The sequence below is a fragment of the Myxococcus faecalis genome (assembly GCF_050039385.1).
GTDB classification, from domain to species: Bacteria; Myxococcota; Myxococcia; order Myxococcales; family Myxococcaceae; genus Myxococcus; species Myxococcus fulvus.
This window is the reverse complement of sequence record NZ_CP144336.1, coordinates 5,275,695-5,300,187: the sequence shown is the minus strand read 5'-3', so window position 1 is coordinate 5,300,187 and position 24,493 is coordinate 5,275,695. Positions and strand designations below refer to the sequence as shown.

The following is a 24,493-nucleotide window of genomic DNA, read 5'->3' as shown; positions in this document are numbered from 1 at the left end:
GCTGGCATACTCCACGAGCAGCCAGCTTCTCCCCCACGGCGCACCACATCGACCAGAACGAAACCATGCGACTCCGCGCTTGCGCCGCACTCCTGCTCTTCAGCTCCGCCTGTGCCACGTCGACACCAAACCCAGGAGCGCGTACGTCCCGGAGCCAGCAACTGGCCAACCTCCAACGGGCCGCGACACTACCGTGGACTGACGGAGGACGGTGCGTCGTTCGCGAGGCCGCCCACCCCTGGCCCGTGCTCGCGGAGCGGTGCTTCGCGGTGCTCGACCATGACCGGGTCCGGCTGAATGACCGGACGGGACGATGTGCTGTCGCTTCTACGGCTGCGGCGGCGCTGGGCGTCGGCCTCTGCGTCCTCGCTGCGCCCGAAATCGTCGTGGGCGCGGTGATCGTCCTGGGCGCAGTGGTGGTGGGTGTCGCCATCAAGGAAGCGTTGGATGCGTATGCGCTGAGCGGGAATCGTCCGAACGAGGACGAGGCCGCTCCCCGAACGAAGTCGGCTCCGCGAGACACCTCGGCGAATCGAAAGCCCACTCCAGACCCATCGGCACAGGACGCGTTTCCTCCTGTGCCAACAGGGCCTCGCGAACACGAGCGCCGCCCTGAGTGCAGACCCATCCCGGTTCCTCACGCAGGAGAGGACGCGCCGCACAATGCGTGCACCGACAGGTTTCCACCCAACCGGTATCCAGGCATGGACGTCCTCGTGAACGGGGTTCGCTTCGATGCGCTGCAAGTCGGCGCGCGAGTGCTCTGGGAGATCAAGACCCACCGCTTCGATACCTATAACGGCTTCATCCAGAGTCAGGAGATAGAGAAGGAGATGGAGCAACTCGGCAGGGAGCGCAGAGCAGCCACGGCCTGCGGCTACGGCTTCGTCATCGGAGTGAGCACCACGGCCCATCGGGACATGCTGGAAGCACAGGACCCCACGCTCGATATCTTCGTCACGGGGTGCTCACGATGAACAAGAGCAGAACCCTCATCGTCATCGCCTACGCCCCAGCGCTCGCGAGGCACGATGAGCGCGCGCTCGCCATCGTCCATGGCATGGAACAGTCGCTCCCTGGCTTGCGCCTGCAATGGAAGCTCGCCGGGGGCGGCCGCCCCATCGCATTGTCCGACCGTGATGCGTGGCTCACGGAGAACACCTTGGACGGGGCCTTCCCCCTCCTGTGCAACGGCGACGAGAGCTACCCCATCACGGTTTCGGGGAGGGACCGGTCCGGGCTCTTCAGCCCAGGCGGTCAGGACCAGGTCGAAGTCCATGCGCGACTGCCACTGGATGAAGGCGGAATCACCGCGGCGTCGGCCCTGCTCGAGGGCATGGCAGAGGGCGCGCGCGCGTTCTGGGGCCATGCGTCCCCGGACAGCTACGGCGCAGAGGTTGCGCGACAGTTTCGCCGCTCCCCCCAGGCCCCCGAGCGCTCTCCTCGCGGGCTTCCCATGCTCGACCTCCCGGAGAAACTCTCCGCGCCAGAGACACCCTGCTTCCTCGGGTGGCTGAACCACTGGTCCAGCGCCGCCGCCAAGCGCATCGGCTTCCCTGCCCCTACCCACGACACCGGACTGCTCTCACGAGCACGGCGCACGGCCTCGGGCGGGTGGGTTGTGCAGCTCACGGACGCGCCGCTCGACTACGACAACCCCTCCCACCTGGACGCGCTTCAGCGAGCCTATGAGCGCCTTCCCGCGATAGGTCGGCGCACGGCGTGAGTCGCGCCGGTCGGCAATTCCGGAAGCGGAAGACCCACGATGGCCTTCCGCCCCCGGGCGCTTCAAATCAGCGCAGCTTCGGCGGCAGCACCTTCAGCTGCGGCTTGACCACCTTCATGTCGCCGACGATGACGATGGTCATCGCGTCCTGCGCGAGCACCTTCGCCGCCACGGCGCGCACCTGGTCCGGCGTCACCGCCATCACCCGGCTCACGTAGTCCTTCAGGTACGTCTCCGGCAGGCCGTGCAGGTCCACGTAGCGCAGCTTGTAGATGAGCCCCGTGCGCGACGAGTTCTCCAGCAGGAACGCCCCCGCCAGGTAGTTCTGCACGTCGCGCAGCTCCTCTGCGGGCGGCGGCGTCTTCCTCAGCGTGTCCACCTCCTTGAGGATCTCCTTCAGCGAATCCCCCGTGTTCGCCGTCGTCACGTCCGCGTTCTGCACCCAGTACGCGTCCTCCACGTGCTCGGAGACCGCGCTGTACGGCGAGTACGCATAGCCCTTCTTCTCACGGATGTTCGACGTGACGCGCGAGCTGAAGTACCCACCCAGCATCGTGTTCAGCACATCCTGCGTGATGGCGTCCTCGCTCGTCGGCGGCAACGCCCTCGTCGCCACCCGCACCGTGGACTGCACCGAGCCCGGCCGGTCCAGGAACTGCACCGACTTCGCCACCTGCTGCTTCGGCACGTTCTTCACCCGCGCCGGGCCCGCGCGCCAGCCGCTGAACGCCTCGCGCACCACCTTCTCCACCTCCGCGGGCTCGAAGCGCCCCACCACGTACAGCCGCGAGCGCGCCGCGCCCACGTTGGCCTCGTAGTGCTTGACCACCTGCTCCCGCGTGTACCGCTTGAGCTGCGCCTCCGTCGCCAGCCGGCGCCCGTACGGATGGTCCCCGTAGAGGGCCTTCGCCATCACCTCGTTGGCCAGCACCTGCGGCATCGTGCGGAACACCGCCAGCTCGCGAATCAGGTCCCCCTTCAGCCGCTCCACCTCCGACTCGGGGAAGGCCGGGTTCTGGACCACGTCCGCCACCAGCGTCACCGCCTTCGGCGCGAACTCGGAGAGCACCTCGAGGCCCACGTAGGACTGGTCCTGCTCCGTGCCGACGTCCAGCTCCCCGCCCAGCTCGGCCGCCGTCTGGGCCACCTGCGCCGCGGAGCGCGTCGTCGTGCCCTCCTTGAGCAGCTTGCCCGCCAGGTCGAACAGCCAGGTCTCGTCCGCCGTCTCATGGATGTTGCCCGTGTCCACCACCAGCTGGATGGCCACCTTCGGCATGTCGCCATACGGCAACAACGAGACCTCCAGCCCGTTGTCGAGCTTGAAGGACGTGCGCTGGGGCACATCGAAGGGCTTGGGCGCCGCCGGCGCCGGCGGAGCCTCCTTCGCGGCGGGCGCGGCCAGCACCGGCCCCGCCACCAGCCCGAACACCAACAGCGAGGACGCGACGAGACGGTTGCGAATGGAATGGAAGGTCATGTTCGCGTTCCTCAGTCAGCCAGGAGCGTCTGGGGGGAAGCCGACACCGTGAGCACCGTGCGGTTCGTCGGACGCAGGTACTCGCGGGCCGTGCGCTGAATCACCTCGGGCGTCACCTTCATCAGCTCGTCCTCGAGCCGGTTGATGCGCGCCGGGTCGTCGAAGAACAGCGCGGACGAGGCCAGCAGGTCCGCGCGCCCGAAGCCGAGCATGCCCTCCACGTGCGCGTACAACCGGGAGCGCGCCTTCACCCGCGCCCGCGCCAGCGTCTCGGCGTCCACCGGCTTCTCCACCAGCTTCGCCACCACCCCGTCGATCTCCCCGGCAATCGTCTCCGGCGAGATGACCGTGTCGTGGAACAGGTACACGGTCCACAGCATGGGCCCGTTGTAGTTCCACTGGTTGCCCAGCTCGTTCACCCCGCCGCTCAGCTCGCCGGCGATGCCCTTCTTCTGCACCAGCTGCTGGTAGAGCGCGCTGTCGCTGCCCTGCAGCAGGATTTCGTCGATGAGCGCCATCGCGTAGAACTCCGGCGTGCCCACCGCCGGCATGTGATAGCCCGCCGCGAACGCCGGCCGGGTGATGCGCGCGTCCTTCTTGTCGTGCCGCTTCTCCTTCTCCTGGCGGGGCTCGGAGATGTCCGGCAACTGCGGCACCGGCGCCTTGGGCAAGGGACCGAAGTACTGCCGCACCCAGCCCTTCACCTGCTCGGGCTCGAAGTCACCCACCACCACCAGCGCCGCGTTGCTCGGCGCGTAGTACGTCTTGAAGAACGCCCGCACGTCCTCGAGCGTGGCGGCCTCCAGGTCCTTCAGGTCGCCGTAGAAGTTGTGCGCGTTGTACCAGTTGGTGTTCGCCACCTGCGGCAGGTCCAGCCACGGGAAGCCGCCGTACGGCCGGTTGAGGACGTTGACCTTCACCTCGTTGGCCACCACGCCCTGCTGGTTCTTGAGATTCTCCTCCGTCACCTCCAGGCCGCGCATGCGGTCGGCCTCGGCCCACAGCATGGTCTCCAGCGTGTTGGACGGGACGATTTCGAAGTAGTTCGTGAAGTCGAACCGGGTGGAGCCGTTGAACATGCCGCCGTTCTTCTGGATGAGGCGCGCCAGCTCCATCTTCCCCAGGTTCGTCGAGCCCTGGAACATCATGTGCTCGAACAGGTGGGCGAAGCCCGTGCGGTTCCTCGGCTCGATGCGGAAGCCGATGTTGTAATAGACGCCGACCACCGCCTTGGGCGCGGTCGTGTCGCGCGAGAGCACCACCCGCAGGCCGTTGTCGAGCTTGTAGTACTCCACCGGCACCTGGAGCTTCGGCGCCTGGGGGGCGGCCTCCACCTTCGCCGCCTCGGGCGTGGGCGGCGGGGGCGTGGGCTGCGCTGCTTCTCGTGACGCCGCGCACCCGAGGAACGCGGCGGCGGTAACCGCTCCGAGGACTCTCTTCATCGACCCTCCCTGGAACCTGGCCATGCGTCGAAACGACGAGGCCACTACGAGCCTGCGCGGGACGTGATTGCCCCGGCAGGTGAAACGACCCGCTCAGGCCACCACGAACGGGGACTGACAGTAGGAGCACACCACCTTGTCCCCCGGCAGCACGCCCGTGGCGCCCACGGGCGCGTCGCACGCGGGGCACCTGCGCGCCACGCTCTGCGAGTGGGCGAAGACGCTCCGGTGCACGTACTCGCGCGACTCCGACAGGTAGACCAGATCCACCTCCTGCCGGGCGATGCTCCTCGAGAGCAGCTCCCGCGCCTCGGGCTCCGACACCTTGAGGAGCCCGGCCACGTCGCTTTCGCGGATGCGCATCTGTGCTCGGACGAATCCAAACAGCAGCTCCCTGCGCCGTGCGTCGCGGAACGGCACCATGCCCTTCTTCCACGCGAAGCGCCCCACCCCGACGAACACGCCCGACACCAGCAGCAGCAACACGCCGTCCAAGGCCTTCTTCCCCTCACCCGGAGAAAAAATCCCCGATACCCCCACCACGCCCATCAACAGCCCGAACACGACGAGCGGCGCCCCCACCACCACCCCCACCCCTCCCAGGAGCTTCTTGAGCCCATCGGCGAGGCCCTCGGGACGAGGGTGCACCACCAGGTGGAGCGCAGGTGCGGGGGACGGCGGGGCATCATCGGAACGGCGCGGAGCAGTCATGGCGTCTCGGAGTCCAGCGGAAGACCAGGGCCGCCATCCTAGGGTCCGCGCCGCCTCCCCTGGCGCACGGAAATTCCGCGCCCGCCCAGGCCCCTCTCCACCCTGCCCGCATTCAATGACAGACGTGCAACCGCGTTGCGCGCGGCGTCACACGCCAGGCGCTCGGCCCGCACGGACGGGAAGTATCAATCCGCCCGAGGGTCCACGCTCACCCCGTCAATTTCCCTGCGGTTTTCCGCCTCGGAGGGGTGACACATCCAGGAGCCCATGGTAACCGGAACCTCCACCTCGTTGGTGGTCAAAAGGCACGTCTGACCATCGACTCACCTCTCATCCCAGGGCCGATTCCGCGGAGCCTCGCGGAGGACCCTGTCATGCAAAGCGAGGAACCGCGTGAGCGCTTCATCCAACGCGGTGCGGTCTCTGTCCGTGGGACAGCGGTACCGTGCCTTCACCCACAGGAACCTGGACGAGCTGACCACCCGGGCGGGGCTCTCCACAGAAGAGCGGCTGGCCGTGCAGGCGGTGGCCCAGGTGCTGCCCTTCCGGGTCAACAGCTACGTCGTCGAGGAGCTCATCGACTGGTCGGCCGCGCCTGACGACCCCCTCTACCGGCTGGTGTTCCCGCAGGCGGACATGCTGCCGGCCGAGGACGTGTCACGACTGGTCGACCTGATGCGCGAGGGCACGGGCAGCCTGGAGCTGGCGGCGTACGTGCGTGAGGTGCGCGCGCGGCTCAATCCGCATCCCGCCGGGCAGATGGAGCTGAACGTGCCCCGGCAGGCGAACGAGGAGGCGCTACCAGGGCTCCAGCACAAGTACCAGGAGACGGTGCTGTTCTTCCCGAAGCAAGGGCAGACGTGTCACGCCTACTGCACGTACTGCTTCCGCTGGGCGCAGTTCGTGGGGGACGCGGACCTGAAGTTCGCGTCGAAGGACATCGCGCCCATGGTGGACTACGTGCGCGAGCACGAGGAGGTCACCAACGTGCTCTTCACCGGGGGCGACCCCATGGTGATGGGCGAGGCGGTGCTGTCGCGCTACATCGAGCCGCTCCTGGGCATCGAGCACCTGGAGGCCATCCGCATCGGCACCAAGTCGCTGGCGTACTGGCCGCAGCGCTTCGTGACGGACCCGGACGCGGACGACACGCTGCGCCTGTTCGAGAAGGTGGTGGCCTCCGGCAAGAGCCTGGCCTTCATGGCGCACTTCTCCCATCCGCGGGAGATGGAGCCGGACATCGTCCAGGAGGCGGTGCGCCGCATCCGCTCCACCGGCGCGGTCATCCGCACCCAGGCGCCGCTCATTCGCGGCATCAATGACGACGCGGCCACGTGGGAGCGCATGTGGCGCACGCACCTGCGCCACGGCATGGTGCCGTATTACATGTTCGTCGAGCGGGACACGGGGCCGCAGGACTACTTCGCCGTGCCGCTCGCGTCCGCGTACGACATCTTCCAGCAGGCGTACCGCCGCGTGTCGGGGCTGGCGCGCACCGTGCGCGGGCCCTCCATGTCCGCCACGCCGGGCAAGGTGTGCGTGGACGGCGTGATGGAGCTGGGCGGTGAGAAGGTGTTCCTGCTGCACTTCATCCAGGCGCGCGACGCGGAGCTGGTGGGCAAGCCCTTCTTCGCGCGCTACGACGAGCACGCCACGTGGCTGCATGACTTGAAGCCCGCGCTGGGTGCCTCGCGCTTCCCGTGGGAAGCGGACCTGTCCCTGGGGGAGGCCGCTAACCTCCCAGGATGAGGATGGCCATGCCCAGGATGAGCACGGCAATCATCCCGGACTTCAGCGCGATGTTGGCCTCGCGGAAGAAGAGCGCCGACAGCACGAAGCCGACGATGAGGCTCGTCCTGCGCAGCACGGACAGGTGCGTGACGAGCGCCTGGGGCTCGGAGATGGCGACGAAGTAGATGAGCTCCGCCGCCACCCACGAGCACCCCACCAGGGGGATGCCCCAGCTCCACGTGAGCCCCAGCCCCCACGCGCCCCGTCGCCACATGTACGGCACGAAGACGAGCGCGGACAGCAGGCAGCGCTGGAACGCGGAGCTGGCCTGCAGCTCCAGCACCGGCAGCGCCAGCCGCGCGACGAGGAACTTGTCGTAGACGGTGGTCGCCGCCGACAGCGCGGTGGCGGCGAGCATCCACCAGAAGGAGCGGCTCTTCGACAGCGCGAGGCCCTCCTTCCTGCCCACGATGGACAGCACGTAGTACGAGCAGACGGTGAGCATCAGCCCGAGGAACTGGAGGGGCGTGAGCAGCTCGCGGAACATCAGGAACCCGCCCGCGAGCGTCCACAGCGGGCCGGACGCTCGCACCGCGCCCGCGATGGAGATGGGCAGCTCGCGCACCGCGTAGTACGCGAGAATCCAAGAGGCTGTCATCGCCACGCCCTTGGGCAGCAGCCACGCCTGCTCGCGCCACGTCAGGCCGAAGGGGTCGATGGGCACGGGCAGCGCGCCCGGAATCAGCGCGGGCACCCAGCACAGCGCGCCGAAGAGGGAGGACCACATGACGACGGGGATGACGCTGTTGCCCGTCATCGCCTTCTTCGTCCAGACGTCATACAGGCCGAGCATCACGCCCGCGCCCAGGCCATACGCAATCCACATGGTGGGGCTTTCCGCGACAAGGGTGGGCCGCCCGGGCGCTCACGTCGCCCGGGTGGGGTGCTGGCCGTGGCCTTCCGGCCGCCAGCGAACAGGGGATGCGCCGTCAGCCCTGGAGCGAGCGGAGGCCCGCGTGGGGCTCGCGAGCGACGCGCGCTGTCGGGTGCGCCAGCGGGGAGCCCTTCCAGCGCCCCGCCAGCGCGGTTCGAGCCGTGCCGTCAGCCCTGGAGTGAGCGGAAGACGGCGTGGGTTTCGAGCAGGTGCTTCGCGGACTTGGTGCCCGTGAGCACGTAGCCGGAGAAGCGCTGCCGGAGGATGTGCTGGAGCGACTCCCTCGCGGACCGCGTGGGCTCCCGCCCCTCCTCCTGGACGAGCTGCCCCATGGCGAAGGGACGGTTGACCAGGACCTGCAGCCCGTGGCGCGCGGCCAGCTCGAACGCGGGCGCGAGCGTGGTGTTCAGCGCGTTGAACGGGAACTGGAGGAACGAATACACGCCCACGTCACACGCGGCCTCGGCCGCGGCCACGTCGCTCACGCTGACGCCCACGTGACGCACCCCGAGCGTCCCCGCGTACTCGAGCACGCGCAGCACCTCGGGCGAGCTCACGTTGGCCGCCGTGGCCTTGTGCACCTGGAGCAGGTCGATGCGCCCGAGCAGCCGCACGCTCTCGTCCAGGCTCCTGCGAAGCGCGTCGTACGAGTGGTCCGTGAACGACGCCTGCTTCCCCGCGTCCCAGTGCTCCCCCAGCTTGGTGGCGACGAAGACGGAGCTGCGCTCGGCGCCGAGCCGCGACAGGAAGGCGCCGAAGCGCTGCTCGCTCGACCCATACGCGGGCGCGGTGTCGTAGCAGCGCACCCCCAGCTCGAACGCGGTGTCGAGCAGGTGTTGTCCATCCGCCTCGGTCGGAGGTGGCTCGGAGCGATAGCCCCACGCGCGCCCGAGCGAGAGCAGCCCGAGCCCCAGTCCCACCGCGCTCATGACTTCACCTTCGGGTGATAGAAGGCCTGCGGCTTCACGTCCTCGGCGCGGAACACGCCGTTGCCCAGGATGACCTGCCCCACCTCGAGCACGAGCCCCCGCGCCGTCCCCGAGCCCTTCAGTACCGCCGCGCGCGCGTCCGGGTCCACGTCACTGAAGGGCGCGCCCGCCGCCAGCTTGCAGCTGTCCACCGTGATGGCCCCGAGCAGCTGTGTGCCAGAGCCGAGCGAGCACTCGCCGAACACCGACGCCCCGCCGAGATAGCGGCCCCCATCGCCGATGCGGATGCACGCGCCGGGACGGTTGGCCTTCGCGGTGAATCCGCCCTCGCCGAACTGGTTCCCATCGCCCACGAGGATGGCGCCCGTCTCCGCGGCCAGCAGCGTGCCGGTGTGCAACACATTGCGATTCCCCAGCCGCAGCTCCGCCGTGGGCGCGCAGGTGAGCGTGACACACGGGTAGAGGACGTTGCCCTCGCCCAGCTTCAGGTGCCGCGAGATGAGGACGGAGAACGGGTCGTAGATGACGTTGCCGGTGTCCGCGAGCGCGAGCACCTCCGTCACCGTCAGCAAGCCCGCCGAGCGCCGGGGCGCGTCCAGGGCCGCGAGCAGCTCAAGCCGCATGGTGGGCCTCCCGCGCGACGGAGGCGAGGCTGGCGTGGAGCACGTCACACGGCCGCTTCGCGATGAGCCCGTCCTCCAGCCGCTCGTAGAGCCGCGCCGTGAGCACGTCGGTGAGGAACGGCGCCTCGGTCATCTTCCCCGGCAGGATGCAGATGTGGCCCGGCACCGGCTCGTGGATGGCGATGTTGAGCGAGCGCGCGGACGTGGCATCCGGCGCGAAGTCCACCTTGGTGCAGGCGACGTCGCTGTACGTGCCCGCGCTCTTCCAGCCCGGCACCAGGCGCTCCAGCGCGCGGTGCAGGTTGTCGGCGCGCTCGGGCACGACGAGGTAGTCGGGGTTCGCGCACAGGAGCGCGTCCTCGTTGAGCCCCACGACGCTGTAGTCCCCGTGGTGCATCATCGCCGCCTCGTGCGGGTCCACGTAGAACAGCCCGTGGCCGCCCAGCCGAGGCACCACCACCAGGTGGCTCTTCCAGTAGCGGATGGGCAGCTCCAACTCGAAGAACTGGCGGAACAAGTCCCGCGCGCCGAAGCCCGTCGAGTAGACGAACAGCCGCGACTCCAGCTGCAGCGTCGAGCCGTCCGCCATGACGACGGTGGCCTCCGAGCCGCGCACGTGCTCCAGGCGGGCGCCGGTGAGCACCTCGGCGCCGCCCTGCTGCGCGGAGGTGAGCAGCTTGCGGTACAGCATCCGCGTGTTGATGCTCACGTCCGCCACCTCGAACACCTCCGAGGCCCGCGTCAGGTCCGCCGACGGGAAGCGCGCGGAGGCCTGCGTCTTCGTCAGCGGCCGATAGGACACGCCCGCCTCGTCCCAACGCGACACCAGCTCCTGGAGCCGGTCCGCGTCCCGCACCAGCACCATCGGCGGACGGTCCGCGTCCTCCACCGCCTCCGGGGCGAAGGCGCGAATCTGCTCGTGGCCGTAGATGCAGCGCCGCGCCACCTGCACCGCCGCCTGCCGGTCCTTCACCGAGCCCGCGTGATAGCTGCCCCGGTGCAGCCAGCCCTCGTTGCGCGTGGACGGCCCGCTCGCCAACGTCGGCTGCTTCTCCAACAACAACAACCGCAGGCCGAGCCGCGCCAGCTTGTGGCTCGCCATCAATCCCGTCACCCCGCCCCCCACCAACACCACGTCATATCGCTGCAGGTTTCGCGTCACGGAGGTCTCCCCAAAAGGCTCGCGGCCCCCCGTCAGACAGTGTTCATGACGGAGAGTTTTCATAATCGTGACTTGCACGATTAACTTGATTTGCAACTATTGACGGTTCGCGTCTGACTTCGGAAGGACGCGCCGGGTGCGGCGTCCGGCCTCATGTCAGACATCGTCCGGAGTCGGTGGCGCGAGGCAGCCCGGAGACAACGGGCTGTCACGCTCCGCGCGACGGCGCCGCTGGCATCGCCGCCAGGAGCCCTCCCGAAGCCCCGTGGCGCACGCCCTCCGTCATGGGAGGGGTCCACCCGCGTCCGTGGGAACGCCAAGCAACGGCGCTCGGACATCCGAGGTTCCACGCCCGAGCGGGCGAAGAGGGCCACGCCGCGCCCGAACGACCAGCGCCGCCGCGCTCACGCGGCGCTTGCCCACAAGTCCCCCACACGCCTGACGGGAGCGCGCACGGCGCGACGAGCCCCAGGCGGACCGAAGCAAACACACCGGCTGCGTTCACCTTGAAATCCTTCAGGAGGCGTGAGCGCGTGCGAGGTCTGTTCAAGTGGGCTGGCTGTGCGGCGATGCTGGTGGCGTGTGGCGGTCCGGAGACGGACGAGGCGCTGGAGGCCGGCGACGACCCGGGCACGCGGCTGGCGAGCGTGACGCTCCCCGAGGGCCAGTCCATCTCGTTCCACGAGGTGCCCGACTACGGCATCGTCACCGTGGTGAAGGGCCCGCGCGGCACGCCCATGCCGGACGCGGCGGCGTTCGACGGGATGCCCATCACGGAGGTCTACCGCAAGCTGTCCGGCGGGCAGGAGCCGCCCGCGAAGCTGGTGGAGGCCGCCAGCCGCGCGCCGTCCATGCTGCACCTGACGCCCACCCGCGAGGCCCTGGCGCCCGAGGGGCCGGCCCGCAGCTCCGCCGACGTGGGGCCCGGCGGCGTCAGCCAGCAGGCCCTGCCGGACACCGCGTGGTGGTCAGCCAACTTCTGCCAGGGGCTCAACCAGGAGTACGACGCCATCTGGTGCCCGACGAACGTGTACAGCTGGGCGCACTCCGGCTGGGGCCCGGTGCAGAAGTACTACCAGGCCTGCGCCACCACGGGTGAGGCCACGGGCACGCTGTGGCTGGAGCGCTGGGGCAGCGGCGCGTGGCAGCGCCTGCAGACGGCCAGCCTGCCCAGGTGGTGGTGGACGTGCACGTGGGCGGTGGGCGCGGCGCAGTACCGCTCCGGCATCGACGCCACCGCGAACGCGCTCTTCGTGGAGCGCTACCGCTATGCCATCCCCAACATCGTCGCCAACCTGTCGGACTTCCCGAGCGACCGCAGCTACACGGGCTTCTCCGACAACCTCCAGGGCCTCACCCACGACGCCCACTACTGGTACCAGACGCGCAACGCGACGAACTTCTGGAAGGACGAGTCCACCGAGGGACTCATCGCCTGGTGGCCGATGGCGGGGCTGAACAACAACCCCGGCGGCACCTACCGCATGCCCTCGCCCTGGTACAACGCGGGCTTCCGGCACTACGGCGACCTGGTGCACGTCAACGGCTACCTCTACATCGCCATGGACGGTCCGGGGCGCAGCGGCGCGGTGGGCGTGTTCAACACGAGCATGCAGTACATCGGCTATGCGTCCCTGCCGCAGTGGGAGGGCGGCGTGGCCTTCATCGCGCACAACCCGCGTGACGGCCTGTTCTACGCGGTGACGAACCACCCGGGCTACACGGTGCTGCGCGGCTATCAAATCACGCTGTCCGGCACGACGGTGTCCATCACGCACAAGCGCACGCTGTCCTTCTCCAGCAACATCCCGCAGGGCACCTGGATTCAAGGCGGCAAGATCTCCGCGCGTGGCAACCTCTACGTGAGCGTGGGCGGCGGAGGCCAGACGTCCGGCATCTACATGGTGGACGTCGTCAACGGGTACGTGCAGGGCTACTACTACGTCCCCTACGGCTCCACCGACGAGTTCGAGGGCCTGGACCTCTGGGATTTGGACGCGGACCCGCGCATGGGCGCGCGCGGCCAGATACACATGCAGAAGATCAACATCGACCTGCCCGGCTTCGACGACGACTACTGGCTGGGCCACTACCGCGTGGATGACCCGAGCCGGCTGTAGGCGCTCAGGGGCCAATCACATCAGCGCCAACACACTCCTGCCGTGGCGCTGGAACAAAGCCTGACATATGGGCCTGGAAGACAATCCAGATTCCGGGCGCCGTCTGTCGATGACATGATTGCGGGCACACCTCGCCGTCCCATCGGAGCCTGCAATGACTCTCCCCGGTCGAGCGCTGTTCCTCGCATGTGCCGCCATCGCCTCGCTGCTCACGGGCTGTTCCGGGCCCGACGAGGCCTCCGTCGGCGCTGACCCCGCCTCCGAGGCGACGTCCTCCGAGTCCGCCCTGGCCGCGTGCACCAGCACCACCCAGACGGCGTGCCGGATGGAGGCCGGGTGCTCGTGGAACGCCGGCTGCTGCGGCGGCCTGTGCCTGCCCACCAGCCAGACCTGCCCCATCACCTGCCCGCCGCCCGAGTCCTGAGCGACGCGCGCACCGCCCCAAAAAACAACCGCGCGGTCAGCCGTCACCTCGGGAGGACTCCCGGGAGTGACAGCCGCCGCGCGGTGAAGGACTCGGAACGCCCCCCCTTCCCGCTCAGGAACCCGCTGAGGCTCCCGGAGCGTCCCGAATCACAGGGCCCGACGGGCGAAGGCCACCCCGTCACGTCGAGCCCCGGGCACCTTCCAGCGTGCCCGGGTCCTGCAACGACAGTCGCGAGCTAGTTCACGCCGACGGCGGTCCAGCTCTCCTTCACCTTCGCCACCTCGGCCGAGTCCGCGCCGTACAGGTCCGTGGCCGCCTTGATGGTGGCCGTGCGCGCCTGGGCGAACGTGGTGCTGGGCGTCATGTAGTGGGCCAGGGCGCGGTAGTAGATCTTCAGGCCCTTCTCCATCCCGATGCCGTCCTTGACCTCGATCTTGGACGTGCGGTTCGTGCCACCGTTGGCCAGCAGGTAGAACGCGTTGTTCGCGATGCCGCTGGAGCCGTGGACCTCCGTCTGCTTCGGGTAGTCCTTGTAGTTGTCGATGGAGTAGTTGTCCTTCTTCGGGTCGTCCATGTACCGCAGGCCGTCCGTGTCATCGCCGTTGGTCGGCGTCCACGCCGTCTCGCCGATGGTCCAGTTGAACTTCACGGCCGGGTTCTGCGTGGACGCGTACCACTCCACGCCCGCGCCCATGATGTCGCTGAAGGCCTCGTTCAGGCCGCCCGACTCGCCGCGGTAGATGAGGCCGGCGGTGCGCTCCGTCAGGCCGTGGGCGATTTCGTGGCCCGCGATGTCCAGCGCGGTGAGCGGACCGGAGTCCACGCCGTCGCCGTCGCCGTAGCTCATCTTCTCGCCGTCCCAGTACGCGTTGACGAAGTTCTCGCTGACGTGGACGTAGGAGACGAGCTTCTCACCCTTGCCGTCGATGGAGTCGCGGCCGAGGATGTTCTTCAGGAAGTCGTACGTCATCGCCGCGCCGTAGTGCGCGTCGACGGCGGCGCGGTTGCGCTCCGGGTCCGTGGCCTCGCCCCAGACGTTGTTGTCGTCCTTGATCTGCGTCTGGCCGCTGGCCTCTTCCTGGTTGCGCGCGTCGTACGTGGCCACGCCCTTGCCGCGCGTGCCGTCCTCGAGCGTGTACGTGCCGTCCGCCTGCTTCTTCGTCTCCAGGGCCACCTTGCCGCTGTAGATGGACGTGTCGTCCGCGGCGCCAGGGGTCGTGGGGGTGGTCGGGTCCGTGGGCGGCTGCTGCGTCGCCTTGGGGGTGATGGACAGGCCCCACTTGACCAGCTTGCCCTTGTCGCCCGCGGCGTGGTCGCTCACCTTCAGCGTCCACTCGCCCTTGGCGGACTCGCCCGCGAAGGCGCTCAGGTCGAAGTCCTGCTTGATGTTGTCCGCGCTGCCGCCCGTGCGGTTGTGCACGTCGAACGTCTTGCCCGAGGGGCTGGTCAGCGTGACCTTCAGGTCCCCCTTGTACGAGTGGGTGATGTCCAGGGACAGCTTGAGCTTGTCCACCGTGACGTCGTCGGCGACCGTCACCTTGGAGGTGACCGAGCCCTTGTCCTTGATCTGCGCGTTGGGCGTCGTGGAGACCTTCACGTCCGAGGGGGCCGCGGCAGCGCCCTTCGTCCCGGCGGCGCCCTTGGTGGCGGCCGCGTCACCCGTGCCGTGCGTGGCGCAGGGGCAGTTCTTGAAGCCGTCGATGGTGTTGAACTTCTCGTAGACCTTCCCGCTGTTCGCGTCGATGAAGTAGTTCATCTTGCGCGGGTTCTCGGTGGCCGTGGTGTCGGCGACCTCCACGCGGTACGCGGAGCGGTACTCGCCCGAGGGGTCCTTGTAGATGATGCGCTCGGAGTGCGGCTGGCGGTCCGGCGTGCCATTGAACTCCTTGAGCGCGATGTCCAGCACCTGCGCGTTGGACAGCGCGGGCTTCTGCGTGCCCAGGCCCGAGGGAATCTTGGACTGGTCACCCGTGACGCTGTCGACCTTGCCGTCCTTGGCCAGGTGCGCGACGACCTGCTCGCCGTAGACCTTCACGCCCTCGTGCTGCCGGTCCAGGCGCACGTGCGTCATGCCCAGCTCGTCCCGCTCCACGTTCTTGGGGACGAAGGAGGGGTACTGGATGCCGCCGCGCAGGCCCTGCGAGGGGAGCTTGGTGCCCACGTCCAGGTGCTGCAGCGCGGTCTGGATGGCGCTCTGCGCCTCCTTGCTGTCCAGCGCCAGGCGGCCAACGGGGGGCGGCAGCGGCTTGAGCGTGCTCTCCGCGCGGGCCAGGTCGGACGTCTTCGCGGCCGGGCCGAACCCGTCCTTGATGACGTTCGCGGCCGTCGGGGTCTTCGCCGCGCTCTTGGGCCGAGCCTCGGCGGAGATGGTGGGGAGGACCGTCGGCTTCGAACCTTCAGTGCGGCGAATGCTCATGGGGGTCTCAGGACTCCATACGAGGTGGCTGAAGAGTTATCGCGAGAATGTATCAAGAAGTTGCGCTCATCGCGAAACGAAGGCCCGCACGCACCGGGAGCCGCCGGTGCGCACGAGCCTTCTTGCTTTTCGAGAAGCCGCCTCGGGCGCGCTTCAGCTCACATGAAGTTGAAGGGCGTGGAGACGGAGAGTGTGTGGATGAGCTGGTCCGTCTCGGCGGTGGGGCGGCGGGTGAAGACGTTGAGGTAGCCGACCTCCACGGCGGAGTGGTCGCCCAGCTTCCAGCCGACGCCCACGAAGGCGCGGTTCATGTCGAAGCCCCGGCGGGGGCCGCTGTCCACGGAGTTGAGGTGGACGAAGGCCTCGTCCCAGACGATGAGCGACAGCCGCCCCTCGGCGGCCACGGGCAGCGCGCCGCGCAGCATCACGCGGGCGCGATGGGACACCTCCGTGGTGCCCGGCAGGAACCGCTGCTCCAGGCGCGCCCGCACCACCGTCCGCACCTCGCCCAGCCTCGGAGTGAACAGGAGTTGCTGGTACAGGCGGCTCTCGTTCTGGCGGAGGGCGGGGTCTCCATCCCAGACCCAGACGGGAATCCAGCCGTAGCCCAGCCACAGGGAGAGGTCCTGGGTGACACGGGTGCCGCTGGCGGCGCGGAGGATGGCGCGGGCGTCGTCCTCGCCGAAGCGGGGCTGGGCCTCCAGGTAATAGAGGAACGGCTCGGCGATGGGGCCCTGCGCGCTGACGGTGTACCAGAACTGCGCCTCGGAGCTGATGGGTCGGGCGAGGGCGGCCGGGGAAGCGACGACGCAGAGCAGGAGGACGAGGAGGCGGGGGAGGTGCGAACGCATGGTGTGTGCCTAGAGCATGAACAGCACCCGCTCAATCCGTCCGTGCCAGCGAACGTGGCCCGGACAACGAAGGGCGGACGCGGGGGGTGTCAGGCCTCTCAAAGAGGCCCGGGCCCGGGCGAAAGCAACTCCGTGCGTGTGAGGGGCGGACGCGCGGGGCGCGTGGCTTGACCCGAGGGCGCGGAGGCGTGCGACGCTTCGGGTTGCTCGCGTCGTCCCCCCACGCGCGTCTGGCCCGTCCCCCTCCTGGAGTCCCCCTCATGGCCACGAGTGCTTTCTCAGCCCTCATGAATGTCTCGCAGCTGCTGTTGGAGAAGGGCTTCGAGCCCGGCAACGTCACGTCCGCGCTCGGCCAGGTGGGCGCGGCGTTGGATGTGGACCGGGTCTACATCTTCGAGAACAGCAGCGCGCCCGACGGGAAGCTGTTGTGCAGCCAGCGCTACGAGTGGACCGCGGCGAGCGCCTCCGCGCAGCAGGACAACCCCGAGTTGCAGAACGTGCCCTATGACGCGGTGATGCCGTCGTGGGTGGAGCCCCTGTCCTCGGGGCGGGTGCTCAAGGGCGCGCCGCGCGACTTCCCCTCGCCCGCGAGGGAGCTGTTGGAGAGCCAGGACATCCGCTCGCTGCTCGTCTGTCCCATCGTGCTGGGCGGCGAGTGGTGGGGCTTCGTGGGCTTCGATGACTGTCGCACCGAGCGCACCTGGCCGGGCGAGGAGAGCCACGTGCTCCAGGCCCTGTCCAACGCGCTGGCGGGCTCGCTGCGCCACGCGCGCCTGCGCAACACGCTCCACAGCGTGCAGACGCAGTTGCGCTCCATCATCGAGCGCTGCGCCTCCACCGCGTCCTGAGACGCCGTCAGTCCGTCCGGGCGAGGCCGAGCCCGTCGAAGACCGCCTGCAGCACGAGCAGCACCCCGGCGATGAGCCACGGATAGGGGCCCCTCCGGGCCCCGTCCGGCAGTGAGCCCCGGTACAGCCAGATGCCCGCGAGGATGACGGCGGCCTCGACGGTGAAGTCCAACACGCGGTCGTCATAGAGACGCAGGCCCACGCGAGGGCCTCCGGGCCACAGCCACAGGTGGCTGGTGAGCCAGTCCGTGAGCAGATGGGAGAGCACCAGCGAGGCCAGGACGAGGCCCGCGGTGACACCTCGCCAGCGCCACCCCAGCAGGCCCACGAGCACGGCCCACCCGCTCGCCGACAGGAGCGTGTGACTCCAGGCGGTGTGGGTGTTTTCGAGGCCAGCGACGTCGACGAGCACATCCACGACATCGAGGAACACGGCGGCCCCGCATAACGCGGCGAGAGGAACCCCCGAGGGGACACGGCGCGCGGCGAGCGCGAGCCCCACGTGGCCCAGGTACATCAGCGTCCTCGTCGCGCGAGGAAGTCGAGCAGCACCACCACGCCGATGGGGACGCCGAAGCCGACCAGCAGGAGCCACGAGGCCATGGCCAGAAGCCTACCGCGCCAGGCGAACCCGAACAGCTCCACGCTGGCACACCACCGCACCACGTCCAACGGCAACTGGACGGAGCCGCTCGCCAGCGTCAACCGTGACTTCACGCGCGGGGTCTGGAACTCCAACTGGGGCAGCGCACGGACGTGGACACGTACACGGTCGAGCTTCCCTCGAGCGCTGCCTTGGCCCCGGGTGACGGGCCCGGCGGGGCTGTTCGCCGCCGGGTCCTCGTCACGGACTACCACTGGGCGGGGTCGGCGTCGGCGAAGGTGGTGCCTACGCCAATCTCGTCGAACCAGATGCTGCGGTTGGGCTGGCTGCCCTGCATGTAGCCGTCGTCGTACCAGCCATTGGCATACAGGCCGACGCGGAACTGGAAGTAGCGGTCGTCGGCGATGGTGGTGTTGAGGTTGTACTGCTCGAGCACCTTCACGCCGTCGAACCACAGCTTGTAGAAGCCCGTGCCGTCGCTCGCCCACTTCGCCTGGATGACAATCTTGTGCCACACCCCGGCCGACACCGTGGCCAGGTTGCCGAAGGTCACCGTCTTCTGGTTGCAGATGGTGCCCTGCTTCACCCGCGTGAAGAGCTGGTTGCCCGAAATCCACACCATGCTGGACGGCATGTAGTCGTCACAGCCGGTGTCGGAGAAGTCCGCGATGAATTGCGCGATGTTGTAGGACTGCGGCTGGAACTGCCAGTCCTGCTGCAGCCGGAAGGCGAAGCCGTAGAAGCCGGTGTCACCCCGGCGGTACACGTTGGTGCGCATCACCTCCGAGTGGTAGCGCCCGCCGTACGACGCGTCGTGAATCTGCGTCATCTTGAGGGCGGTGCCGCCTTCGTAGGTGACGTTCGTCACCTCGTTGACCGAGCCCTGGTGCTCCCGGTTCACCGAGCTCCACCCGGCCAACGTCCCCGTGTTGCGGAACAGCGGCGCGGCGTGGGCGACCAGCGCGAACGACACCAGCGCTGCACCTGCGATGATTCCCAGCGTTCTCGTCTTCATGGCTCTCGGAAGGGTGAGGGGTTGGGCCTGTGCGGCCTCCAGACCTCATATTCGGAATTAACCGACTAAACAGACTTGACTGTCCGAGGCGTCGACTATCGAGCGAAGGGTGGTTCCGGGGGACGGAGGGGCGGTGGGGCACTAAGGTGGGGTGCGATGAGTGACTCGGGCGGACAGGCGTCGGCGAAGCTGGTCATCGAGGTGAAGGACCTGCACAAGACCTTCGGGGACAACGCCGCGCTGAGGGGCGTGAACCTGGAGGTGCCCGAGGGCACGACGTGCGTGCTGATGGGGGTGTCGGGCTCCGGCAAGTCGGTGCTGATGAAGCACATCATGGGGCTGATGAAGCCGGACCGGGGCTTCGTGAAGGTGTACGGGGACGAGGTCGCGAAGATGGACGAGGCGACGCTGAACCAGATGCGTCGCCAGCAGGGGGTCCTCTTCCAGGCGAATGCCCTGTTCGACTCGCTGAACGTCTACGACAACGTGGCGTTCCCGTTGCGGGAGCGCACGAAGATGTCGGAGGAGGAGATCCGGCAGACGGTGGACAAGACGTTGGCGATGGTGGGGCTGTCGCATGCCACCACGCGGTTCCCGGGGGAGCTGTCGGGCGGCATGCAGAAGCGCGTGGGCTTCGCGCGCGCGGCCATCCTGCAGCCGAAGATCCTGCTCTACGACGACCCCACCGCCGGTCTGGACCCGCTCACGACGGCGTCGGTGAATGAGATCATCTTCACGGGCAAGCAGCAGTTGGGCGCCACGTCATTGGTGATTACGCCGGACGTGGCGTCGGCGTTCGGCATGGCGGACCACCTGGCGCTGATGCACGAGGGGAGAATTGTCGAGCACGGGCCGCCGGACTCCTTCCGTGAGTCCCAGCACCCCGCGGTGCAGGCATTCCTCAAGAACTACCTGCGGCGACGCGCACAGCGGGGGCGGACGACGTAGGGCCCCGTCAGGACAGGACGGGCCCGAGCTCTCACGGCGTGCAGTAGCGGACCGCGTCCAGGAACTGCCCGTCGTCCGTGGTCGCCGTGTACATCGTCGCCATGCGACGGGGTGCCACCTTCTCCATCAGCACCCACATCGCGTGCTCATTCAGGGGCATCAGCGCCAATCCTGGTGTCCGCTCCACCGGTGCGTCGCCCGGGTCTTGCGTCCACAGCCGCCCCCAATAGAGCGGCGTGTTGTTCTCCCCCGGCTCAAAGAATCTCGACAGCCAGGACAGCCGCAGCACACCGTCGTCGACGAAGGCTCCGAACCAGGGAATATAGCCGGGGGTGTCCTTCAGCCAGGTCACCGGCTGGCCGCCCTCGAACAGGTGGCCCGCCACGCGAATCCAGCGGAGGGACTCCGGCGCCTCACGGCTGCGCCACACCAACACCGGCGAGGCGAGCGGAGCCCCCGCCGACTCACCCAGGTCGACCAACTGCGGGACTGGCTCCTCAGACGTCGTAAAGGCTCGCTCCTCGCCCACCTGCTCCAACCCCGCGTCGAGTCGGCGTACCCGGACGGTGCCTTGACCCGCCCCCGACTCCTCCGTCAGCGCCACGAGGAGCTCACCATTGCGCAACCACAGCGCATTCGCCGGAGCGGGCGTCCATCCGGACGGGCTCTCGAAGAGCGCCTTGGGCGCCACGAGCACCTGCCCCTTCGAATCCACCATGGTGCCCATCACCTGGATGGGAGGAGTCAGGGGCCCTCCCGTCGTCCAGAGCACCACCAATCGGTCATGCTCGGTTGACGCGGCCACCACCGTGGGCCCGTCATCCGCGGGCCGGTCGAGCAGCCGATACTCCAGCACCTCACCGTCCGGCCCTCGCTTGGGTGCCCCATTCGCCTCGAGCGGGACGAGGTAGGCATTGAGCGGGGGCACCAGGAAGTTCTCGGTGGAGTAGAACAGCGCGGGCCCTTCCGAGGTCCGCACCAGCTTCGAGGAGCGCACGTACTGTCGAGCCGTCCCCGTGCGCACCCAGGCCATCGGCACGCTCGACGTCTCCTGGACCTCCAGGTCGTCGTCCAGCCGGAGGACGCGCGCCTCTTCAGCCCCATCGAATACCGGCACCAACACCCCCGCCTCCGTCCGGAGGCTGGAGATCTTCCCTCTCTCGTACCCTCCACGAAGGGCCGTGACGCGTGACTCCTTCGGCGGGTCCGTCACCCCATCACAGTCATTGTCCAACCCATCACACCGCGTCTCCGAGCTCTCGTAGTCCGCGCCATAGGAGAGCGCCGTGCACTCCGGCTCATACGCCCCATCCACCAGCGCGCGCCTGGCTCCCGCGCAGACACCGTGTTGCTTCTCGCAGGCCAGCGGGTCCGTGCCTGCATCACCGGGCCCCGCGTCTCCCGAACCTCCGTCTCCACGCGTGCCACCGCCGTCCTCCACCACCGTGCCCGCGTCCTCCTTCCCACCCGAAGATTCGCACCCCGCCATCGCCAGACACGACAGGACCACGCCAGACCACCAGAGCCGTGCATTCATTCACCGAAGCCTCGCACGGCATCGTGTGAACAAGCCAATCATCGTTGCGGCACGACGCCCTCGGCAAAGCGCCCGTACAGCCCAGCCCACACGCATGGAGGAATCGCAACCAGACGGGTCGAGTTCCATCGACTCGTACCGCCAGCAGCCTGGCGCTATCTCGGTGTGCCATGAATGCACATGACGCCCCCATGAATGCGGCAGGAATCCTCGCCCTGCTGCTCGGGACGGCTTGCGGCTCCGCCACCGTGGGCGGCGTCGGTAGTGGCCCAGCCACCGCGAAATGGGTGGGCCCGTCCGTTCCCTCCCCGGAAGGGGGAATGGTACAGACGGTCATCTACTACGGCCCGTGGCAATGCAACGCCACGTACATGGCTCAGTGCGAGAGCCGCTGCGCCAGGGAGGGGCATGCGCTGTTGGGTTGCATCTGGCTTGCCGACATCAAAGGAGACTGGACGGGTCGCTTCCTCGGTCTTCCCGCCAAGGCAGGCACTCGCTACGCCGTGAAGCACTGTTGCTGCAGCTATCCCGAAGTGAGCAGCGCAGAGGAGCTGCGCAGGTTCTGGGACAATGCGCGCAGGACGTTCCGGCGCGATTGGGCGGAGGAGTTCGGGGCATGGCCTCAGTCAGGCGGAAGGAACTGGCCGGGCCACCATATCCACGACCTGCTGCATGGGGGCGCTCCCGTCGCGAGGTCCAACGTCCTGCCTGTTCCGGAGGACGTGCACAAACTCCTCAATGACGCGTACCCTGCCTGCTACTCCAGAGACCCGCGGTGGCTCTCCATCGGCCCCGAGAAACCCTACGTGGACTGACGATGACGCTGGATGAACTCCTCGCCGAAATCTCTCGAGCCCATCACCCACACCCACCAGCCACCCGCGCGGCGATTGCCGACTTCGAAGCACGCGTCGGATGGAAGCTCGACGACGAGCTGCGCGCATTCTATCTGCACAGCAACGGCGCCGAGCTCTTCGAGCCCTTGCCCGACGCGCGCTACAGCATCCTCTCCCTCGCGGAAATCCGCCGTGCACGCGTCGCGATTCGCGGCAGGGACGAGGACTCGGCCGGCCCTCCCGACTGGTGGACACTCGTCGATGTCCAGGACAGCGACTATGCCCTCCTGGACGTCGCTTCCGTGCCCTCCCCCTATCCGCTCCTGGATGGCTGGCACGAGGGCTATCCACAGCGCTGTCGGCGCATTGCCTCCTCGTTCCGTGAGTTCCTGGAACGCGCACTCACGGGAGGAGACCGCATCTACTGGCTCAACGAGTAGGGCCCGTCAGGACAGGACGGGCCCGCGTCTCACGACTTCACTGCGTGCAGTAGCGAACCGCGTCCAGGAACAGCCCCTCGTCCGTGGACACCATGTACATCGCCGCCATGCGCCGGGGCGCCACCTTCTCCATCAACACCCACTGCGCCTCCGCCGTCAGCCGCATCGGCTCCAGCGCCGGCGTCCGCTCCACCGCCGCCACTCCCGGCTCCTGCGCCCACAACCGACCCCAGAATCTCGACGCGCCGCCCTCGCCCTGGGCGTACACCTTCGACAACCAGGACAGCTGCACCACCCCGTCGCCACCGTGCGCGCCGTACCACGGCACGAACCCCTCGGGCTCCTCCGTCCACGTCGCGGGCATCCCCCCATCGAACAGGCTGCTCGTCACCTGAATCCGGGCACGGAAGTCCGGCGCCTCCCGCGCCCGCATCACCAACACCGGCGACACCAGCGGCTCTCCCGCCGCCTCGCCCCGGTCCACCAACAACGGCATCGGTGACTCGGAGGCCGTGAACACCCGCTCCTCCCCCACCTGCTCCAACGCCTCATCGAGCCGGCGCACCCTCACCACCTCCTGTGTCACCCCCGACTGCGACTCCCCCATCGCCACCAATACCTCCCCATTGCGCAGCCACAGCACACTCGCCGGATACGGCGTCCCTCCCGACGTGCTCTCGAACAGCACCTTCGGCGCCACCAGCACCTGCCCCCGCGCATCCGTCACCTTCCCCATCACCTGCAGCGGCGGCGCCTGCTCCGAACCGGCTCGCCACAACACCACCACCCGCTCCCCCGTCGGCGACGCCGCCACGAACGACTCCGAGCTGTCGAACTCCCGGTCCAACACCGGGTACTCCACCAGCGCGCCCCCATCGTCCGTCCTCGGCGCACCCTCCCCATCCAGCGGAACCAGCAACGCCCGCAGCGGCGGTGAAACCCCGTCCGTCGTCGCGTAGTACAGCGCGGGCCCCTCCTCCGTACGCACCAGCCTCGCGCTGCGCGGCATCCCCGCCGCCCCACCCGTGCGCGTCCACGGATACGGCACCCCCGAGCTCCCCTGGAGCACCAGGTTCGAATCCAATCGCAGGATGCGCGCCTCGCTCGCCGAATCCAGCACCGCCACCCATACCCCCGTCTCCGTCCGGAGGCTCGACACCAACCCACCGTGCACGGACCCACCCAGCGCCGCCACCCGAGACGTGCTCGACGGGTCCGTCACCCCATCACAGTCATTGTCCAACCCGTCACAGCGCGTCTCCGACCCCTCGTAATCCCCGCCATAGGAGAGCGCCGTGCACACCGACTCATACACGCCATCCACCTTCGCGCGCTTCGCCCCGGCACAGACTCCGTGCGTCTTCTCACACGGCGGCCCCGCCTCCACCACGCCCCCGTCCGCTCCCCCGTCCGGCGTGCCCGCATCCGGCGTGCCCGAGTCCGGCGCTCCCGCATCCGGCGCTCCCGCATCCGGCACCACCCCGCCCCCGTCCTCCTGCTGCACCGCGCCCGGCCCACCCTTCGACTCCGACGAACCACAGGCCGTCATCACACACATCAACAACAACCCCATCCCCACCTGAATACACTTGGCTTGCATGCGACCCAGGTTGCACGCGACCCACCTCGAAAGCCACGACAACCCGAGTCTCGCGAAACATTGCATTCTCGGAATGCAACGCCACAACAATCCAACCACTGTCACGGAAACACCGT

At 68.5% G+C, this 24,493-nt stretch carries 23 protein-coding genes; 9 read left to right on the top strand and 14 right to left on the bottom strand.

The genetic code is table 11. The annotated features are described in order from the left end of the window. Positions 1-65: 65 nt before the first annotated feature. A complete protein-coding gene (locus VZQ01_RS21235) occupies positions 66-977 on the top strand; it encodes a DUF6310 domain-containing protein (protein WP_426748831.1) in 912 nt (303 codons plus the stop codon). Beyond that, positions 974-1,726, top strand: coding sequence for a DUF5953 family protein (locus VZQ01_RS21230; protein ID WP_426748830.1), 753 nt, complete (start codon positions 974-976; stop codon positions 1,724-1,726). The genes VZQ01_RS21235 and VZQ01_RS21230 overlap by 4 nt, the downstream gene beginning before the upstream one ends. Before the next feature lie 67 nt (positions 1,727-1,793). On the opposite strand, the gene VZQ01_RS21225 is transcribed toward VZQ01_RS21230, so the two are convergent. The 3 genes from VZQ01_RS21225 to VZQ01_RS21215 form a co-directional block, all read right to left on the bottom strand. After that, on the bottom strand, positions 1,794-3,203 hold the full coding sequence (locus tag VZQ01_RS21225) for a M16 family metallopeptidase (RefSeq protein WP_426748829.1): 1,410 nt from the start codon (positions 3,201-3,203) through the stop codon (positions 1,794-1,796). Between the two features lie 11 nt (positions 3,204-3,214). After that, on the bottom strand, positions 3,215-4,645 hold the full coding sequence (locus VZQ01_RS21220) for a M16 family metallopeptidase (RefSeq protein WP_426748828.1): 1,431 nt from the start codon (positions 4,643-4,645) through the stop codon (positions 3,215-3,217). 93 nt (positions 4,646-4,738) lie between these two features. Beyond that, positions 4,739-5,356, bottom strand: coding sequence for a hypothetical protein (locus VZQ01_RS21215; protein ID WP_223750906.1), 618 nt, complete (start codon positions 5,354-5,356; stop codon positions 4,739-4,741). Positions 5,357-5,749: 393 nt separating this feature from the next. Here VZQ01_RS21215 and VZQ01_RS21210 point away from each other — a divergent pair, with 393 nt between their 5' ends. Then, complete coding sequence (locus tag VZQ01_RS21210) at positions 5,750-7,105, top strand: KamA family radical SAM protein (protein WP_426748827.1); 1,356 nt, start codon at positions 5,750-5,752, stop codon at positions 7,103-7,105. Here the strand turns inward: VZQ01_RS21210 and VZQ01_RS21205 are convergent. The 4 genes from VZQ01_RS21205 to VZQ01_RS21190 form a co-directional block, all read right to left on the bottom strand. Beyond that, a complete protein-coding gene (locus tag VZQ01_RS21205; protein ID WP_074959133.1) occupies positions 7,089-7,973 on the bottom strand; it encodes a DMT family transporter in 885 nt (294 codons plus the stop codon). The genes VZQ01_RS21210 and VZQ01_RS21205 overlap by 17 nt on opposite strands. A gap of 215 nt (positions 7,974-8,188) precedes the next feature. Next, positions 8,189-8,950: an aldo/keto reductase gene (locus tag VZQ01_RS21200; RefSeq protein ID WP_223750904.1), complete on the bottom strand. Its 762-nt coding sequence runs from the start codon at positions 8,948-8,950 to the stop codon at positions 8,189-8,191. After that, positions 8,947-9,573, bottom strand: a complete 627-nt coding sequence (locus VZQ01_RS21195; RefSeq protein ID WP_426748826.1) for a hypothetical protein — start codon at positions 9,571-9,573, stop codon at positions 8,947-8,949. The genes VZQ01_RS21200 and VZQ01_RS21195 overlap by 4 nt, the downstream gene beginning before the upstream one ends. Then, entirely contained in the window at positions 9,563-10,735 is a 1,173-nt protein-coding gene (locus VZQ01_RS21190; RefSeq protein WP_426748825.1) for an NAD(P)/FAD-dependent oxidoreductase, read from the bottom strand. The genes VZQ01_RS21195 and VZQ01_RS21190 overlap by 11 nt, the downstream gene beginning before the upstream one ends. A gap of 533 nt (positions 10,736-11,268) precedes the next feature. On the opposite strand from VZQ01_RS21190, the gene VZQ01_RS21185 reads away from it, so the two are divergent. Further along, positions 11,269-12,855 carry a hypothetical protein gene (locus VZQ01_RS21185; RefSeq protein ID WP_223750901.1) on the top strand — a complete coding sequence of 529 codons (1,587 nt, stop codon included), beginning with the start codon at positions 11,269-11,271 and terminating at the stop codon, positions 12,853-12,855. A gap of 154 nt (positions 12,856-13,009) precedes the next feature. Continuing rightward, a complete protein-coding gene (locus VZQ01_RS21180) occupies positions 13,010-13,279 on the top strand; it encodes a hypothetical protein (protein ID WP_426748824.1) in 270 nt (89 codons plus the stop codon). Positions 13,280-13,517: 238 nt separating this feature from the next. On the opposite strand, the gene VZQ01_RS21175 is transcribed toward VZQ01_RS21180, so the two are convergent. Further along, positions 13,518-15,698, bottom strand: a complete 2,181-nt coding sequence (locus tag VZQ01_RS21175; RefSeq protein WP_426748823.1) for a M4 family metallopeptidase — start codon at positions 15,696-15,698, stop codon at positions 13,518-13,520. Between the two features lie 158 nt (positions 15,699-15,856). Continuing rightward, the gene (locus VZQ01_RS21170; protein ID WP_223783756.1) at positions 15,857-16,549 is read right to left on the bottom strand and encodes a DUF2490 domain-containing protein; all 693 of its coding nucleotides are present in this window, start codon (positions 16,547-16,549) and stop codon (positions 15,857-15,859) included. Between the two features lie 260 nt (positions 16,550-16,809). Here VZQ01_RS21170 and VZQ01_RS21165 point away from each other — a divergent pair, with 260 nt between their 5' ends. Continuing rightward, complete coding sequence (locus VZQ01_RS21165; RefSeq protein WP_223783755.1) at positions 16,810-17,397, top strand: GAF domain-containing protein; 588 nt, start codon at positions 16,810-16,812, stop codon at positions 17,395-17,397. A gap of 7 nt (positions 17,398-17,404) precedes the next feature. On the opposite strand, the gene VZQ01_RS21160 is transcribed toward VZQ01_RS21165, so the two are convergent. From VZQ01_RS21160 to VZQ01_RS21150, 3 genes are all read right to left on the bottom strand, one after another. Continuing rightward, complete coding sequence (locus VZQ01_RS21160) at positions 17,405-17,914, bottom strand: metal-dependent hydrolase (RefSeq protein ID WP_426748822.1); 510 nt, start codon at positions 17,912-17,914, stop codon at positions 17,405-17,407. Continuing rightward, the gene (locus VZQ01_RS21155; protein WP_426748820.1) at positions 17,914-18,114 is read right to left on the bottom strand and encodes a hypothetical protein; all 201 of its coding nucleotides are present in this window, start codon (positions 18,112-18,114) and stop codon (positions 17,914-17,916) included. The genes VZQ01_RS21160 and VZQ01_RS21155 overlap by 1 nt, the downstream gene beginning before the upstream one ends. Positions 18,115-18,248: 134 nt before the next feature. After that, positions 18,249-19,016 (bottom strand): polysaccharide lyase family 20 protein, encoded by a 768-nt coding sequence (locus tag VZQ01_RS21150; protein WP_426748819.1) that lies wholly within the window; start codon positions 19,014-19,016, stop codon positions 18,249-18,251. A 156-nt stretch (positions 19,017-19,172) separates the two neighbouring features. On the opposite strand from VZQ01_RS21150, the gene VZQ01_RS21145 reads away from it, so the two are divergent. Continuing rightward, the gene (locus VZQ01_RS21145) at positions 19,173-19,964 is read left to right on the top strand and encodes an ABC transporter ATP-binding protein (protein ID WP_141325976.1); all 792 of its coding nucleotides are present in this window, start codon (positions 19,173-19,175) and stop codon (positions 19,962-19,964) included. Positions 19,965-19,995: 31 nt separating this feature from the next. Here VZQ01_RS21145 and VZQ01_RS21140 read toward each other — a convergent pair whose 3' ends face one another. Then, on the bottom strand, positions 19,996-21,087 hold the full coding sequence (locus VZQ01_RS21140; RefSeq protein ID WP_426748818.1) for a hypothetical protein: 1,092 nt from the start codon (positions 21,085-21,087) through the stop codon (positions 19,996-19,998). Between the two features lie 734 nt (positions 21,088-21,821). Between VZQ01_RS21140 and VZQ01_RS21135 the strand changes: the two genes are divergently transcribed. Then, positions 21,822-22,316 (top strand): hypothetical protein, encoded by a 495-nt coding sequence (locus VZQ01_RS21135; RefSeq protein ID WP_426734736.1) that lies wholly within the window; start codon positions 21,822-21,824, stop codon positions 22,314-22,316. Between the two features lie 2 nt (positions 22,317-22,318). After that, on the top strand, positions 22,319-22,777 hold the full coding sequence (locus tag VZQ01_RS21130; protein WP_426748817.1) for an SMI1/KNR4 family protein: 459 nt from the start codon (positions 22,319-22,321) through the stop codon (positions 22,775-22,777). A gap of 37 nt (positions 22,778-22,814) precedes the next feature. Here the strand turns inward: VZQ01_RS21130 and VZQ01_RS21125 are convergent, their stop codons facing one another. After that, positions 22,815-24,377: a putative metal-binding motif-containing protein gene (locus VZQ01_RS21125; protein WP_426748816.1), complete on the bottom strand. Its 1,563-nt coding sequence runs from the start codon at positions 24,375-24,377 to the stop codon at positions 22,815-22,817. Positions 24,378-24,493 lie beyond the last annotated feature (116 nt).